The organism is Kluyvera sp. Awk 3, from assembly GCF_028069715.1.
Lineage (GTDB): Bacteria > Pseudomonadota > Gammaproteobacteria > Enterobacterales > Enterobacteriaceae > Kluyvera > Kluyvera georgiana_A.
The window spans coordinates 1-15,728 of sequence record NZ_JANEWH010000109.1 but is presented as its reverse complement, the minus strand read 5'-3'; the positions used below and the strand labels follow the sequence as shown (position 1 = coordinate 15,728).

General features: G+C 55.6%; 14 protein-coding genes. 5 read left to right on the top strand and 9 right to left on the bottom strand.

All coding sequences use genetic code 11. The features are described from left to right. Positions 1–53 precede the first annotated feature (53 nt). Complete coding sequence (locus NNN71_RS18770; protein WP_223882140.1) at positions 54–428, top strand: DUF1090 domain-containing protein; 375 nt, start codon at positions 54–56, stop codon at positions 426–428. A 65-nt stretch (positions 429–493) separates the two neighbouring features. On the opposite strand, the gene NNN71_RS18765 is transcribed toward NNN71_RS18770, so the two are convergent. From NNN71_RS18765 to gss, 3 genes are all read right to left on the bottom strand, one after another. After that, on the bottom strand, positions 494–2,782 hold the full coding sequence (locus NNN71_RS18765) for an FdhF/YdeP family oxidoreductase (protein ID WP_271459097.1): 2,289 nt from the start codon (positions 2,780–2,782) through the stop codon (positions 494–496). A 445-nt stretch (positions 2,783–3,227) separates the two neighbouring features. Then, the gene (locus tag NNN71_RS18760; protein WP_167575020.1) at positions 3,228–4,409 is read right to left on the bottom strand and encodes an aminotransferase-like domain-containing protein; all 1,182 of its coding nucleotides are present in this window, start codon (positions 4,407–4,409) and stop codon (positions 3,228–3,230) included. A 127-nt stretch (positions 4,410–4,536) separates the two neighbouring features. Further along, the gene (gss, locus tag NNN71_RS18755; protein ID WP_167575019.1) at positions 4,537–6,402 is read right to left on the bottom strand and encodes a bifunctional glutathionylspermidine amidase/synthase; all 1,866 of its coding nucleotides are present in this window, start codon (positions 6,400–6,402) and stop codon (positions 4,537–4,539) included. 221 nt (positions 6,403–6,623) lie between these two features. Here gss and yghU point away from each other — a divergent pair, with 221 nt between their 5' ends. Then, the gene (gene yghU / locus NNN71_RS18750; protein ID WP_223803848.1) at positions 6,624–7,490 is read left to right on the top strand and encodes a glutathione-dependent disulfide-bond oxidoreductase; all 867 of its coding nucleotides are present in this window, start codon (positions 6,624–6,626) and stop codon (positions 7,488–7,490) included. A 33-nt stretch (positions 7,491–7,523) separates the two neighbouring features. Here the strand turns inward: yghU and NNN71_RS18745 are convergent, their stop codons facing one another. Next, positions 7,524–7,814, bottom strand: coding sequence for a DUF2623 family protein (locus NNN71_RS18745; RefSeq protein ID WP_163448695.1), 291 nt, complete (start codon positions 7,812–7,814; stop codon positions 7,524–7,526). A 190-nt stretch (positions 7,815–8,004) separates the two neighbouring features. Between NNN71_RS18745 and NNN71_RS18740 the strand changes: the two genes are divergently transcribed. Then, positions 8,005–9,045, top strand: a complete 1,041-nt coding sequence (locus NNN71_RS18740; RefSeq protein WP_271459096.1) for an aldo/keto reductase — start codon at positions 8,005–8,007, stop codon at positions 9,043–9,045. Positions 9,046–9,109: 64 nt separating this feature from the next. On the opposite strand, the gene NNN71_RS18735 is transcribed toward NNN71_RS18740, so the two are convergent. Both NNN71_RS18735 and NNN71_RS18730 read right to left on the bottom strand, forming a co-directional pair. Continuing rightward, complete coding sequence (locus NNN71_RS18735; RefSeq protein WP_064542423.1) at positions 9,110–9,604, bottom strand: TIGR00645 family protein; 495 nt, start codon at positions 9,602–9,604, stop codon at positions 9,110–9,112. Positions 9,605–9,674: 70 nt separating this feature from the next. Continuing rightward, positions 9,675–10,184: an ESA_00282 family adhesion-associated protein gene (locus NNN71_RS18730; RefSeq protein WP_223803846.1), complete on the bottom strand. Its 510-nt coding sequence runs from the start codon at positions 10,182–10,184 to the stop codon at positions 9,675–9,677. A gap of 103 nt (positions 10,185–10,287) precedes the next feature. Here NNN71_RS18730 and NNN71_RS18725 point away from each other — a divergent pair, with 103 nt between their 5' ends. Both NNN71_RS18725 and NNN71_RS18720 read left to right on the top strand, forming a co-directional pair. Beyond that, a complete protein-coding gene (locus NNN71_RS18725) occupies positions 10,288–10,683 on the top strand; it encodes a hypothetical protein (RefSeq protein WP_167575015.1) in 396 nt (131 codons plus the stop codon). A 2-nt stretch (positions 10,684–10,685) separates the two neighbouring features. Next, on the top strand, positions 10,686–11,129 hold the full coding sequence (locus tag NNN71_RS18720; RefSeq protein WP_271459095.1) for a cytoplasmic protein: 444 nt from the start codon (positions 10,686–10,688) through the stop codon (positions 11,127–11,129). Here the strand turns inward: NNN71_RS18720 and NNN71_RS18715 are convergent. The 3 genes from NNN71_RS18715 to NNN71_RS18705 form a co-directional block, all read right to left on the bottom strand. Continuing rightward, positions 11,102–12,634, bottom strand: a complete 1,533-nt coding sequence (locus NNN71_RS18715; protein WP_271459094.1) for a glycoside hydrolase family 43 protein — start codon at positions 12,632–12,634, stop codon at positions 11,102–11,104. The genes NNN71_RS18720 and NNN71_RS18715 overlap by 28 nt on opposite strands. Positions 12,635–12,644: 10 nt before the next feature. Further along, the gene (locus NNN71_RS18710) at positions 12,645–14,063 is read right to left on the bottom strand and encodes a glycoside-pentoside-hexuronide (GPH):cation symporter (protein WP_249022736.1); all 1,419 of its coding nucleotides are present in this window, start codon (positions 14,061–14,063) and stop codon (positions 12,645–12,647) included. 154 nt (positions 14,064–14,217) lie between these two features. Beyond that, a complete protein-coding gene (locus NNN71_RS18705) occupies positions 14,218–15,669 on the bottom strand; it encodes a methyl-accepting chemotaxis protein (RefSeq protein ID WP_271459093.1) in 1,452 nt (483 codons plus the stop codon). Positions 15,670–15,728: the final 59 nt, after the last annotated feature.

Below are 15,728 nucleotides of genomic sequence, written 5' to 3'. Positions count from 1 at the left end.
GTTTTTATTACCGTCAGGATATCTGTTAAATGTTATTAATTAAAAAGACAATAATGAGCACTCTGGTTATTGCACCGGCCCTTTTCAGCTTCAGCACTGGCGTCAGTGCCGCGGAATTAACCGGCTGCGCCGCTAAAAAACAAGAGATCACCCGCCAGATTGAATATGCCCGCGCGCACAACAATCAGCATCGGGTCAACGGGCTGACCACCGCGCTGCAAGAGGTTGAGGCCAACTGTACCGATGCCTCTTTGCAAAAGGAACGTCAGCAGAAGGTCGCCGAAAAACAAGAGAAGGTGAACGAACGCCAGGCGGAATTAAAAGAGGCTCAGGCCTCAGGGCGCTCGGATAAAGTCGCTAAAAAACAGCAGAAACTGGATGAAGCCCAGGAAGAGCTGGCGGCGGCTCAGGCGGAATTACAGCGCTGATAGCCCAATCGTTCCAGGCCACAACCCGGCCGCTAAACCGGGTTGTGGATGCGTTATCCCTCTCGCTACGCTTTGCGAATGATGACCGGCACGCTCTTATAGGCAGGCGTCAGGCTCTGGGTATCCACCGCATCAAGTGACAGCAGCACGTTCGCCTCCGGCAAATAGGCGCCAATCGAACCGGCAGCCATGCTGTAAACCACCACCGTCAATCCATACATCGCACGTTCGATGCTCGGCTCGCCGTTGTCCTCCAGCGCTTGAATGTTAATGACGTCGCCTGCCGCCAGCCCCCGCGCCTCGGCTTCCGTCTGGCTTAAAAATGCCACATCGCGACGGCCGGTAATCCCGCGGTAGCGATCGTTCATGCCGTATATCGTGGTGTTGTACTGGTCATGGCTACGTAACGTCGCCAGCACCAGCGCATCATCCGGCTGATTCTGACGATCCACCGCTCGCTGGCGGCTAACCACAAAGTTCGCTTTACCGCTCTCCGTGTGCCATTCGCGTCGCGACGCGGGCGTATCCACACGGAAGCCGCCCGGTTCGGCGATGCGCGCGTTATAGTTGGCGAACGCCGGAATCACGCTGCCGATGGCCTCACGAATCAACGCATAGTTATCGGTCATCGCTTCCCAGTTCACCGGCGAGTCAGGTAACGTCGCGCGCGCCAGCCCGGCGACAATCGCCGGCTCCGACTTCAGCCAACGCGATGCCGGTTTCAGCGCGCCGCAGGAGGCGTGCACCATCGACATGGAATCTTCGACGGTGACCGACTGGATGCCGCTCGCCTGTATATCGCGCTCGGTGCGACCCAGCGCCGGGAACAGGTAGTTATGTTTCGCCATCAACAGATGCGAGCGATTGAGTTTGGTCGCCACGTGGACCTGCAAATCCAGCTTTTTCATCGCTTCAAAGGTGCGCTGTGGTTGTGGCATCGCCACCGCCAGATTGCCGCCCATGCAGATCAAAGCCTGTGCGTCACCGCTCTCGATGGCGCGAATGCTCTCAACGCTGGAGCGACCATGCTTGCGAGGTACGCGAATGCCAAAGTGCCCTTCCAGGCGCGACAAAAAGGCTTCCGGCGCCGCCTCGTTAATGCCGACCGAACGGTCGCCCTGCACGTTGGAATGGCCGCGCAGTGGGCAGATACCGGCGCCCGGTTTGCCGATATTGCCCTTCAACAGCAGCAGGTTCACCAGTTGCTGGACGTTTTCGGTGCCGTTTTTATGCTGGGTAATCCCCAGACCATAGCAGATGATGGTGGCTTTTGAGCGGTCGTAACGGTAGGCCAGGTCTTCCATCTGGCTACGACTCAAACCAGAGTCCTGTTCCAGATCCGCCCAGTGACAGCGATGCAGATCGTCATACAGCGCCTGATAGCCGTGGGTATGCTCAGCCAGGAACGCGCGGTCGAGGCACGGTTCCTGGCCAAGCAAGGTTCTGGCTTCGTCCATCTCAATCAGCGCCTTCATGACGCCTTTCAGCAGCGAGGCGTCGCCGCCCATTTTGACCTGGTAGTAGTCGTTACTGAGCGTCGTGGCATGGCCTTTCAGCATGTCCGTCGGGCTTTGCGGGAAGCTAAAACGTTCAAGACCGCGCTCCGCCAACGGATTGATAGAGATAATACGCCCGCCGCGCTGCGCCACTTCACGCAGAGTGGTCAGCATCCGTGGGTGGTTAGTACCCGGATTGTGGCCGATGCAGATAACCAAATCACAGTGCTCGAAATCATCCAGTTCGACGGTGCCCTTCCCCAGCCCGATAGCGCTGGTCAGCCCGGCGCTGGTTGGCCCGTGGCACATGTTGGAGCAGTCCGGGAAGTTGTTGCTGCCGTATTCGCGGGCAAATAGCTGGTAAAGAAACGCGGCTTCGTTGGAGGTACGCCCGGAGGTATAGAACTCGACACGTTCCGGGGAGTCGTAGCTGCGCAGGCGTTCGCCGATTTCGGCAAATGCCACCTGCCATTCGACGGCCTGCCAGGTATCGGTGACGGCGTCGTACTTCATCGGATGCGTCAAACGGCCAACGTTCTCCAGCTCGTAATCGCTGTATTTCCACAGCTCGGCCACGGTATGCTGGCGGAAGAATTCCGGGGAGGCTTTCTTGCTGGTGGTTTCCCAGGAAACGGCTTTCACGCCATTTTCACACAGCTCCATCGGCGAACGATGGCTGGGGTCCGGCCACGCGCAGCCAGGGCAGTCGAAACCCTTTACCTGATTCATGCGAAACATCGCGATGACATCGCGCGCGATGGCCTTTTGCGAAAATACCGATGCGGTAACCGCTTTTACCGCTCCCCATCCACCTGCCGGCCCTTGATAGTCGCTTACACCTGGAACGCCATTACTCATTTTTACCGCTTATTCTGTACGCAATTTCAATGGCGAATACGGTAGCAATTTCTCTTCAGCAAAGATTTCCTCTTCACGAGGTACAGCGGCTCTACGCTGTACGGATTAGTCTGCGGCTCCCTCAGGGAGCATAGCGATTCCCTCTCATGCGTCACCGCCACACGAAAAATAGGGTTGATCTGATACGAACAACCTCTTATTTTTCACCTTTGTTTTTTTAATCGGACCCTGCGATGTCAGCTATGAATCAAGCGAAAGCGGTAGTGAACAGCAGAATAATAAGAACAATAAGCTGAGGTAGTTCTGATGTGGTTATTTATTGGCACCGTCACCGTCGCCTTTTTAGCATCGCTGATGCTGATCTGGCTTGACGACAGAATTGCGGAAACGGAATAAATCCGTGGAGGACGTTCCGCGCCAGAAGGCGGCGCGGAACGAAAAAGCATTACAGCGACTTCGCCAGACGCTCAACGGCGGTTTGCAGACCTTCCAGCGACACCGTCGAGTAGGATAAACGCAGCGTGCGGGTATCCGGATTGTCGTTATAGAACGCTTCACCCGGCACGTACACCACGCCATTTTCCAGCGTTTTCTCCAGCCACTTCATGGTATCGAACGGATAACGGAAACGCGCCCACAGGAACATCCCCCCTTTCGGACGGCTGAACTCAAGATGCTCGCCCAGACGGCTTTCCAGCGCGTCGGCCAGCGCCTCGCACTTCTTACGGTAGTCTTCGCGGATGAGCGCAATCTGGTTTTCCAGACGGCCCAGGCTCAGGTATTCAGCGGTAATCACCTGCGACAGCATATTGGTGTGCAGATCGGCGGCCTGCTTGACGATCACCGTCTGTTGCGCCAGCCAGTCCGGCATCACGATCCAGCCAATACGCATGCCCGGCGCCAGAATTTTGGAGAAGGTCGAGGTATAGACCACCTGATCTTCACAGCCTAATTCCACCGCATGCTGATACAGCGGACGCTGCACTTCATCGGTAAAGCTGATTTCACCGTAGGGATCGTCTTCAATAATCACCACGTCATGCTGCTTCGCCAGCTCCACCAGACGGCGGCGACGATCGTCGCTCAACGTTTTACCACCAGGATTACCGAAGGTTGGCACCAGATAAACGGCTTTAACACGCGTGGTGGTCAGCAGCTCGGCAAGCTGTTCCACCAGCATGCCGTTGTCGTCGGTATCGACGCTCAGGATGTTGGCCTGCGCCAGTTGAAACACCTGCAACGCCGCGAGGTAGGTTGGGCGCTCAACGACAATGGTATCGCCCGGATCGAGCAGCGTGCGGGCAACGATATCCAGCGACTGCTGCGAGCCTGAGGTGATATAAACATGGCTTGCCTGACAGGCCACGCCGCGCGCCTGACACAGTTCGCTCACGGCCTGGCGCAGCGGCGGGTAGCCTTCGGTCAGCCCGTACTGGAACGCATCGTTAAAGCGTTCGCTCATCACCTTCTGCACCGCCAGCTCCAGCCCTTCGGTATCAAAAAGCTCCGGCGCCGGAATGCCGCCGCCGAGAGAAATCACGCCGGGCAGTTTACTGTGCTTGAGGAGTTCGCGGACGGCGGAGGGTTTGAGTTCCCCCGCGCGCGCGGCGAGTCGCCGATCGTGCATATTCTTTTCCTTTTCTGTCTTGTTGTTGTGTTTACTGCAGACTTTCTTTACGTAGGCCTGATTAGCGAAGCGCCATCAGGCAACCCGACACAGATTGCCGGATGGCGGATCCGCCTTATCCGGCCTACTATTTTTTATCTTTAATCACCACCAGCGGTTCGATATCGCTCTCTTTTTTAATCACCAGAGAAGCATCGCCGCGCAGGCAGGTGCCGCCGTAGTTACCGCCGACGGTAAAGGTACATACCTGAATATATTTTCCCGCCACGTTTGGCAAGCACCAAAGCTGCTGGTAAATATTTTTCCGGTCATTAAATTTACCGCTGGTTTGATCCAGTAGCTGATCGTGGCCGCTGACCAGATCGATATTGCTGCCGCAACGCCCGGAAATCGGCTTGATGGCATAGCCGGTTTTGGCCAGATGCTCGCTCACCTCAAAGTCGGTATCCAGCAGATACGGATGGTTCGGGAACAGCGACCACAGCACCGGGAGAATGGCTTTGTTGCCGGGAATCACCGTCCACAGCGGCTCGAAGACCATCACTTCCGGGCGCAGCAGCACATCAATCAGGCGCACTTCGTTATCCGGGTGACCGGTACGAATCGGCACGGCGGCGTATTCGTCTTCATCCACCTCGCGCACCTGCTCAATCGCCGTTTCCCACGCCCAGGTTTTCCACACGCAGTTCACCAGACGACCGTCGCCATCAATCAGCTGACCGGCAGCATCCCAGCGCAGCTCGTCGAGGCCGTAGAGAATTTTGCTCTCGAAGCCCGCCTGCTCAAGGGCGCGCTGCATAAACTGGGCGTGGTAATTTTCTTCCAGATCGTTGTCCTGCATGATGTGCACGAACGGCCTTGCCTGGCTGTGTTTCCACGCGCCCACCAGCTCGCCCAGCAGGTCTTCCGCCGGGTTGTGGCCGTTGCCGCGATAGCCGGTTTTCAGCCACTGTTCGAGAATCAGGCCGCCTTCGGTGTGGCAGGAGGCGGAGTCAGCGTTGTACTCGTAGACCTTCAGCCCGCGCTCGTCCATGCAGAAATCCATGCGCCCGGTGATCATATCGTGGCGACGACGCTGCCACGAAAGGCGCAGACGCGGCCAGAGGATTTTAGGAATATCAAACAGCGCCAGCAGGTTGTCATCACGCATCACTTTGTCGGTGGCGTGGAGATACATCAGGTGCATCTCGTTGGTCGCTTTAATCAGCTCCTGCTCTGCGCTCTCGGTCATGGTGAAATACTGATACGGATCGCCGTTAATCACATGACCGTTGGCGGCGATATACGCCTGCTGGAGTGAATCTTTTTCGTCGAGCCATTTGCCCTCAAACTGACCGTTATTCTCCAGACGCGCTCCGCCCAGCTTCAGCGCTTCACCGGCAATCGCCGGCTGCGGCAGGCTGTAACGCGCATCGTCAGTCTGGATCATCCAGCCAAGAATGGTGGTGTCATCGAAGGTATCATGTAGCGTGTAGTGGCCGTCTTTCACCTCTAACGTAAGCTCGCGGGTCCACTGCTGGCCCGCCGGCAACGCCGAGTGCAGCACGTTCTGCTCGGCGATACGCACCTTGTTGCCCAGCAGTTGGGTAATCACCGCCACGTGGCCGGTTTCATTAAACTCGCCGCCCTTCTGCCAGATAAGCAAAGAGCCGACGAGCGGCGCGCGACGGGAACCATTAGCAAAAGCCTGCAGCGGGAGAATGGCGTCGTTCACCACCTGACGCAGATAGCGCAGAGAGAAGATCTCGTAGGCCATACTCACATCGGTGAAGACAAATCCGTAGTTGATGAACAGAAAGCGGCGGGCAAACTCGACGCACTGCCACTTGTGGCCCATATATTCGTTATCGATGTAGCTACGAAACGAAGCGTCGTCAGGCATATCACCTGGTTTTAAGCTGCTGTAATTTGAAGAGTAAATCGCTACGCCGCCCGGCGCATACCCCAACAACGTGCCAAATGGGGCGTCACTATTGGTACTTCCCTTGCTCATGAACCGTCCTCAAACATACCGTGCGGTTTTGTCACCCGTACGTTGAAATTAATCCAACAAAAGTGGATTAATCATACACCCGTGTATACGAGGATGACCCATTATCGGGAAAAATATTCATCTGAAAAATGGGCAACATGTGCGCGAGAGAGGCCCGGGTTTTTGCCTGAAGCTGCTAAACTTCACTACCTCAACACATCATCAAAATAAGGCGAGCGATTATGTCAGAGAACACCTATCAGCCCCCCAAAGTTTGGGAATGGAAGCAAAACAACGGCGGCGCATTTGCCAATATCAACCGCCCGATTTCCGGTGCCACTCATGAACAAGCGCTGCCGGTAGGCCAGCATCCCCTCCAGCTTTACTCCCTTGGCACGCCAAACGGCCAGAAAGTCACGATTATGCTCGAAGAACTGCTGGCGGCAGGCGTCACGGAAGCGGAGTACGACGCGTGGCTTATTCGCATTGGCGAAGGCGATCAGTTCTCCAGCGGCTTTGTGGAAGTGAACCCAAACTCGAAGATTCCGGCATTGAGCGACCACGCCACCACGCCGCCAACCCGCGTGTTTGAGTCTGGCAACATCCTGCTCTATCTGGCGGAAAAATTTGGCCATTTCCTGCCCAAAGATCCGGCCGGGCGCACCGAAACGCTGAACTGGCTGTTCTGGCTGCAGGGCTCAGCCCCGTTCCTCGGCGGCGGTTTTGGTCACTTTTATAACTACGCGCCGGTAAAGATTGAGTACGCGATTGACCGCTTCACCATGGAAGCCAAACGTCAACTGGACGTGCTGGACAAACAGCTGGCGCGCGGGCGCTACGTGGCAGGGGAAGAGTACACCATCGCCGATATCGCCATCTGGCCATGGTATGGCAACGTTGTGCTCGGCAACGTCTACGGCGCGGCGGAATTCCTTGATGCGGGAAGCTACAAGAACGTGCTGCGCTGGGCGCAGGATATCGCCAGCCGTCCGGGCGTAAAGCGCGGTCGTATCGTCAACCGTACCAATGGTCCGTTGAATGAGCAGCTGCACGAACGTCATGCCGCCAGCGATTTTGACACCAATACGGAAGATAAGCGTCAGCAGTAATGGCTTGATTGACCGGGTGCCTGGCGCCCGGTTTTATTGCCCTTCCAGCCGGTATCCCGCCATAAAGTAGCGAACGGTCGTGCTGGAGTCATGCTCTTTAAAGAAGTCCATCACCATTTCTTTATCCAGCCCGTAGCGCCGCGTCAGAATCCCCGCTTCCCAGGCGCTGAGCTGCCGGTCGCCGGTCCTCTCAAACATTCGGTGCGAAAAGCCCAGCACAAAGCCGCGTTTATAGTCGGCGCAAAAACCAATCACCTTTTGCGCGCTATCGGCATAAGACGCCTGCAGCCCCGCCATCAGCCCTTTGCCAAAATGGTTATCCATTTGTGTCCCCTCAATCGTTATATATAAAATTATATAGCGATTATTTGAGCGCTGGCTAGCGCTATTTAAACGCGAATCCTGAAGAGGAAGCCTTCAGCCAATTCCCGGCACTGTGATCGCGCCGACGGGCATTCATACGCAAAGCAAGTATTCTGGAAACAGCGTTTCAAAAATAAGAGAAGGAGATGTTATGGCCTGGCAAGCAAACCCAGCCCGTTATGAACAGATGCAGTATCGCTACTGCGGCCGCAGCGGTTTACAGCTTCCTGCGCTGTCCCTCGGCCTATGGCACAGCTTTGGTCATATTCACGCGCTAGACGACCAGCGCGCCCTGCTGCGCAAAGCCTTTGACTGCGGCATTACCCACTTCGATCTGGCGAATAACTACGGCCCGCCGCCGGGCAGCGCCGAGGAGAACTTTGGCCGCCTGTTACGGGAAGATTTTGCCGGTTATCGCGATGAGCTCATCATCTCAACCAAAGCGGGTTATGACATGTGGCCAGGGCCATACGGCTCCGGCGGCTCGCGTAAATATCTGCTGGCCAGTCTCGACCAAAGCCTACAGCGTATGGGGCTGGAGTACGTCGATATCTTTTATTCGCACCGCGTCGATGAACGCACTCCGATGGAAGAGACCGCCAGCGCGTTAGCTCATGCGGTGCAAAGCGGAAAAGCGCTGTACGTTGGTATCTCGTCCTACTCTTCCGAACGTACCCAGGCGATGGTTGAGCTGCTGCGCGAGTGGAAAATTCCGCTGCTGATTCATCAGCCTTCTTATAATCTGCTCAACCGCTGGGTCGACAAGAGCGGTCTGCTGGATACGCTTGAGCGCAACGGTGTGGGCTGTATTGCCTTTACCCCGCTGGCGCAAGGGCTGCTAACGGGAAAATACCTGAACGGCATTCCGGAAGGTTCGCGGATGCAGGTGGAAGGCAAAAAGGCGCGTGGTCTGACGGAAAATATGCTGAGTGAGAGCAACCTGAGCAGTCTGCGCTTACTCAACGATATGGCGCAACAGCGCGGGCAATCAATGGCGCAAATGGCCTTGAGCTGGCTGTTGAAAGACAGCCGCGTGACGTCGGTGCTGATTGGCGCCAGTCGACCAGAGCAAATTGAAGAGAACGTGAAGGCGCTGGAAAACCTGCACTTCTCCCACGAGGAGCTGGCGCAAATTGATAAGCATGTGGCGGATGGTCAGCTAAATCTGTGGCAGGCGTCGTCGGATAAGTAGGACCGTACCGAAAACGTGAATGGGTAGGCCAGACAAGCGTAGCACCACCGTCCGGCCTACATCGCTATTTTTTCGCGCGGGTCAGACTATCGAGGTAACCCATCACAAACGCTGAAAGTACAAAAGTCAGGTGAATAATCACGTACCACATCAGCTTGTTATCCGGGACGTTTTTGGCATCCATAAACACCCGTAACAGGTGAATAGACGAGATAGCCACAATCGAAGCCGCCACTTTGTTTTTCAGCGAGGTGGCGTCCATTTTGCCCAGCCAATTCAGTTTCTCTTTGTGTTCACTGATATCGAGCTGCGAGACAAAGTTTTCATAGCCGGAGAACATCACCATCACCAGCAGGCCGCCCACCAGCGTCATATCCACCAGCGACAACAGGGTCAGGATTAAATCGGCTTCCGCCATGCTGAAAATATTCGGCAGCACGTGCAGGATCTCCTGAAAGAACTTCAGGGTTAAGGCCAGCAGCGCCAGCGAGAGGCCAAAATAAACCGGGGCGAGGATCCAGCGCGATGCGTACATCGCATTTTCCAGAAAGCGTTCCATAGTGTCCTGTTTTCGAGTCAAATTCACCCTAGTATATCGCAATCACATAACATCATATCAACACTTCGGCTTACACATCGTGGGGACGAATAAAGGGTCGCTGGAAGTCCGGCCAAACCAACGCCACCAGTTCGGGATAGGCCTCCTGAGCAAATTCCTCGTAGCACCGCTGCAGGCTGAGCACCACCGGGTCGACGTCGGTCACCCGCTCGCCTTTCAGGCAGCGGCGTTTAATCTCATCGTAATACTCATAGACGGCGCCATTGAGATTCCGGCAACGTTCCTGCGCTTCAAACAGGCCCGCTTTTTCTTTTAGCTGCTCTGTCGACATACGCTTAATTGTCGATTGAACAAAATCGATATACTCGTGGTTAATACGCCAGTACCAGGAAGGGGTAATCCGGCTCATGAGCCCGGCAAAATGATTTTCGCCTTCGTCTTTGTTCAGCGGCGCGGGGGCCGGAGCGGGAACGGTTTCATTATTGGTATCAGACGGTGCGTTATTTTGACCATACATAAAAAATAAAATAATGACGGTAAGTAACAGCAACACCATCACAAAATAAATAATACCGCTCATGGTTTTCTCCACTTTTTTTGATTTTAAAAGTGCGTCATGTTAATGTCAACGAACCTCACTATAATAAAAAACATTCTCCAGCCATTCGACAGACGACGCCTATATGATAGCTGAAACCCTTATCCCAGCCCGTTTCTGCATCGCCGCTATAGATGCGGAAAACAAGGATACGCCGCCAGGCCAGCAGGCTGAGCAGGAGAAAGCCTCGCTCGCCACATGGCAGGACGAGATATTGATTGGCGGCGGTCAATCGCGTAACCCATTGGTTGAGGAACGCGATCGTCATATTAAAGACAGATTATATCGCATCGCTAAAATTGAAGCTTTTGCACTTATGCTAAATAACCTGGTGGTTCAGGGGGAGATCTCCGCGCTGGAGTTAAGTCAAATTATGGAGTTAAAAACTCAGGAGATAAATGAGGACGGTAATAAAATCTGGCTTAATTTAATGACCCAGGAAAGAACCGCGCCAATGTTTTATAATCTAACGGATAAGTGAGCATGAAACTTGTCGATGTTAGCGCGACTAATATAGCGTTAAGCCCACAACTCAGTGATGAGACCATTCTTCAGCGTAATTTGCAGACGCTGCGCGAGGAAAAAAACGCCGAGGGGCGTCGCATTTCCGCCCTTTCCGAACCCATTCCCGCAGCGCTGGTGAAAATGAAGTGGCAGCATCGCCGAGAAATCTATGGTTATCAAATTAAAGAAGAGATCTTCGGCGCCGCGCTATGTGAAGTGATGGCGCGTTACCCCCATCTGCGCGACAAAATCCTGGCGCATACGGAATCCTGCTATCAGCACGTCCTGAATCGGGAGGCCGCAACGCTTGAGATTAGCCGCGGCCTCGCCGATGGTCATTACCGCACGTCTAACGTCATCCTGAAAATTGAAAAGAACGACGAAAAACGCCCGGATCAGCCGATAATGTCGATGGCAAAGTGATCAAACGAGCAGCTTCCGCGCTGCGCCTGGCTTTCTAACGACACTGCTACCAGTCCCACTTTTGCCCCAACCCACTTCCCTTTGCCTGCGGCGAAAGGCTGAGTCACCCGCTGCCAGTTCACCTCACCGCTACGCCAGGCAAAGCGGCAGATGCCGCCGTGAGCGACCTCGACCTGCATTGCGCAGGTGGCGCTATCCAGCGTCGCAATGACCTCGCGGCGTTCGCGTACCACGCCCGCATCGCTCATCCAGCCGGTCAGCCACAGCAGTCGATGCTGCCCGTCACGTTTTTCCAGCAGCAGCGCGGCATAACGTTCACCGTAAATAACCAGACCACCCGCATCGCCGTTAGCTTCAGCGTTCAGCGTCAGCGTGGTTTCGGCGCTAAACTGCCAGGCCGGAAATTTCTGCAGCAGCAGGTTGGGCAGCCAATAGAAATATTGTTTCTCTTCACCGCAAGGGAGTTCGCAGCAGCGGAGATTCAACTGGCCATCGCCCGGCAGCAGCCACTGGGGATCCGGATTAGCCTGCCACTGCCACTGTAGACCCGGCACGCCTGAGGCAAAATCATCGCTGGTTTGCGGCTGTGATGGCACCGCCGGCGCTAAGCTCGCCGGACGCGGCCAGTGCATCACCGGTTGCCCGGCGCCGGCATCCCCCAGCGGCTCGCCGATACGCGGCCAACCGTCCTGCTCCCAGCGCATTGGCTGGAGGTGAACGATGCGTCCATACAGATGCGCATCCTGGAAATGGACAAACCAGCATTCGCCGTCATCCAGCTCAACCCAGCCGCCCTGATGCGGACCATTAACCGGGGTATTCCCCTGAAACAGAACGTTTTTCGCCTCCCAGGGGCCGCTCATGCTGCGCGCGCGCAGCACCGTTTCCCAGCCGGTTTCGACGCTGCCCGCAGGGGCAAAAATGTAGTACCAGCCGCCGCGCTTGTAGACTTTTGGCCCTTCCAGCGTCGGCTGGTCGCAGCTGCCATCGTAAATAATCTGCCCTTCCCCGCGCAGCGAAGTGCCGTCCGGCGACATGGCGAACAGTTGAAGCTGGTGTTTAATTCCGCTACGGCTATGGGCAAAGGCGTGGACCAGCCAGGCGTCACCGTTGTCATCCCAGAACGGACAGGGGTCGATCCAGCCTTTCGCGGGCTGCACGCAGTGTGGCGTACTCCATTCGCCCCACGGATCGTCGGTCCGACACATGAAAATACCTTCATCCGGAGTGCTGAAAAAGACCCACAGGTGATTGTCGTGCCAACGAATCGACGGCGCCCATACGCCTTTTCCCGGCTGGTACTGGTCGTAACCCGCCAGGGGTAACGACTGAAAAACATGGTTGATGATCTGCCAGTTCACCAGATCGGTCGAATGCAGGATCGGCAGCGCGGGCATATGGTTGAAGCTCGACGAAACCATAAAGAAGTCGCCGCCGACGCGAACAATATCGGGATCCGAATAGTCGGCGCAGAGGATCGGGTTATGATAATCATGTGATGTCATCGTCGTTTCCTCAGGCTTTATGTAATACGCCGCTGACGGCTTGCGGCTCAGTTTGCACCGCCGCCTGTTGCCGTGCGGAAAGGTCGCGTTGAATGGTCGCCATGGCGCGGTCATCCAGCTTATAGAAGCGCGACAGCCACCATAACACCAGATACGAAAGCGATGGTCCCAGCGTCAGCAGGCCAACGATGCCCATCGTCGCCATCGGTGTTTGTTCGGTAACGCCTGCCTGATAGCCAAACAGCCCCAGCGAGAAACCGACTACCGCTCCAGCGACCGCCATCCCCATTTTCAGCGCAAACAGGTTGCCGGAGTAGGACAGGCCAGTAATACGGCGGCCAAACTTCCACTCACCATAGTCGGCGGCGTTCGCCATCATGTTCCATTTAAACGGTTGATACATCTGATGGAAGAATCCCACAAGGAAGTACAAAGGGAACACGACCGGTAGCCAGGTTGGCGGCACGAAGAACATCACCACACCTACTGCGACCAGCAGCAGGTTAATGTTTTTAAACAGCGAAACCGCACGGTAACGCTTCGCCAGCCAGCCCGCCGCGATGCTGCCGATAATGGTACCGACCACGCTAGTCGAGACAAACGCCGACTTCATCGCCGTCCCGGCCGCAGACTCAACGCCCCCCATCATCAAATAAGTGGCGTAATACAGCGTTGCCGCGCTGCGCATCACCCCAGCCATGCTGGAGAAGAAGGTAATGATCGCCACAATGCGCCACTGATCGTTTGCCAGCAGCGAGCGCAGATCTTCGCGAATGCTGCCCTGCTGCTCCACCGCGGGCGCCACGCGCTCTTTGGTGGAGAAGAAGCAGAAGGCCAGCATCACAATGGCGATGGCCCCCATAATCCCCATGGTGGCCTGGAAGCCGAACTGCTTATCTTCTTTACCCAGGTAGTCGACCAGAAACAGCGTGGCGACGGAGACCATCAGACCGGCCACGGAAGAGATCGTAAAACGATAAGATTGTGCCGACAGGCGATCTTTCTCATCGCGGGTGATCACACCGCCCAACGCACAGTAGGGAATATTGATAAAGGTGTAACACAACATCAGCAAGGTGTATGTCAGGTAGGCATAAACCAGCTTACCGGAAGCGCCAAAATCGGGCGTGGTGAAGGTCATCACCGCCAGCACGGCGTAGGGAATCGCAAACCAGATCAGCCATGGGCGGAAGTGGCCCCAGCGGGTTTTTACCCGGTCGGCCACGATACCGGTGAGCGGGTCGGTTATCGCATCCAGCACGCGCGTCACCAGGAACATCACCCCTACCGCCGCCGCGGAAAGACCGTAAATATCGGTGTAAAACCAAGTCAAAAACATCGTGACCGAAGAGTAGACAATACCGCAGGCGGCATCGCCCATGCCGTATCCCAGCTTTTCGGTAATAGACAACTTCGTATCGTTTGCCACACGTATATCCTCCTGAATTGAAGTGGTTTCAATGTAGGAGGATGGGGTGGGCAATTATATTGTCATTTTTCGTACCGGTATTATGTTTTCTGGCAACTGCGAAAGTTGTCACATAACTGGATTATTTGTCATACACCTTTCATTTTTTGTGACCTTACACCAACCGGAACACCGAAATAGCCGACTTCAGTTCACCGGTATGCTGCTGTTGCTGATGCGCGACCTGTATAGTTTGCGCCACGTGTTGCACGTTCTCCTGCACGCTGGCATCGATATGCGCAATACTGCCTTTCATCTGTAATACGCTGGCGCGCTGCTGGTCGCTCATCGATGACAACACATCAACACAGGCCTGTAGACTGTCGATGTTATTGATGATTGCCGCCATGGTTTTCCCCGCTCTTTCAACCTGCTCTGTGCCCTGATGGGTGCTCTCGACGGAAGCGGCCACCAGCTGGCGAATGTCCCGCGCCGCACCTTCACAGCGCAGCGCCAGGGTACGGACTTCAGCTGCCACCACCGCAAACCCTTTCCCATGAGCACCGGCCCGCGCAGCTTCGACGGAAGCATTGAGCGACAGAATATTGGTCTGGAAGGCAATGCCGTCGATAAGTTCAAGGATGCCGCCGATCTTCAGCGACTCATCACGGATGTGCGACATGGACGCCATGGCTGAACGGATATTCTCCCCCCCTTCCCGCGCCACTGCGCTGGCCTGCCCGGCGAGTTCGCGCGCTTCGCTGGCCTTCTCACTGGTTAACGATGCCGCACTGGCAAGCTGCTCCATGGCGCTGGCAGTGACCGCCAACGACCGCGCCTGGCTGTCGGTGCGTTCGGAGAGCGCGGTGTTACGTTGCAGCAGCGTCTGCGAGGCATCCAGCAGTTGCGATACATTACCGCTGACCTGCTCAAGCGTATTGCGCATGGCGTCCAGCGTCAGGCTAAAGGTTTTCGCAAAGGGTGAGCGGCTGGTTTTGGTATCACGCTCCAGCGTCAGGTAGCCCGACTCACGGTTAATGACCGCCGCCAGCTTCGCGACCTCGCTGGCCGACCGTGCGTCCTGCTCCATCCGCACCGCCAGGAAGACCAGGAATACCGTCTGCGCCACCACATACACCGCGTGCATAATCACCATGTGCAAACCAGCGTGCATAAACACGGTGATATTAAACAACCCATATTCCTGTAAATAATTAAATACCAGGTGGTGAACGGCAATCACTCCTGCGCCCATAATCAATGGCCGCCAGTCGCGCCAGGCGAGCAGCGCTGACAGCAAAACAAATACCGAGAAATGATATTCAGTCTCGCCGCCGCCAAGCTGAATCAGCAGTGCGGAATAGGCCATTAGAATAAACGCATAAACTAAGCGTGTGATGAGTTTGCCCGCAAAAAGCAGCGTCATCAGGGTGGCAAGCCCCGCCAGAATCGTCGCCACCAGCAGCGCCAGACTGGGGTTATCATTCATCCAGCCCACGCCCAGCGAAACGGCCCACATCACCCAGGCCAGCACCAATAATAGCCGGTCTGCTCTTTGACGAATCGAGGATAACGAGATCAAGTCGCGATGCGATCTATCAGCTTGCCGCAAAGTTATTATGCCCATGATATTTTCCGTCCGCTGTAGATATATATTATTGTTAGCGTTCAGAATTAAGCGTAGGA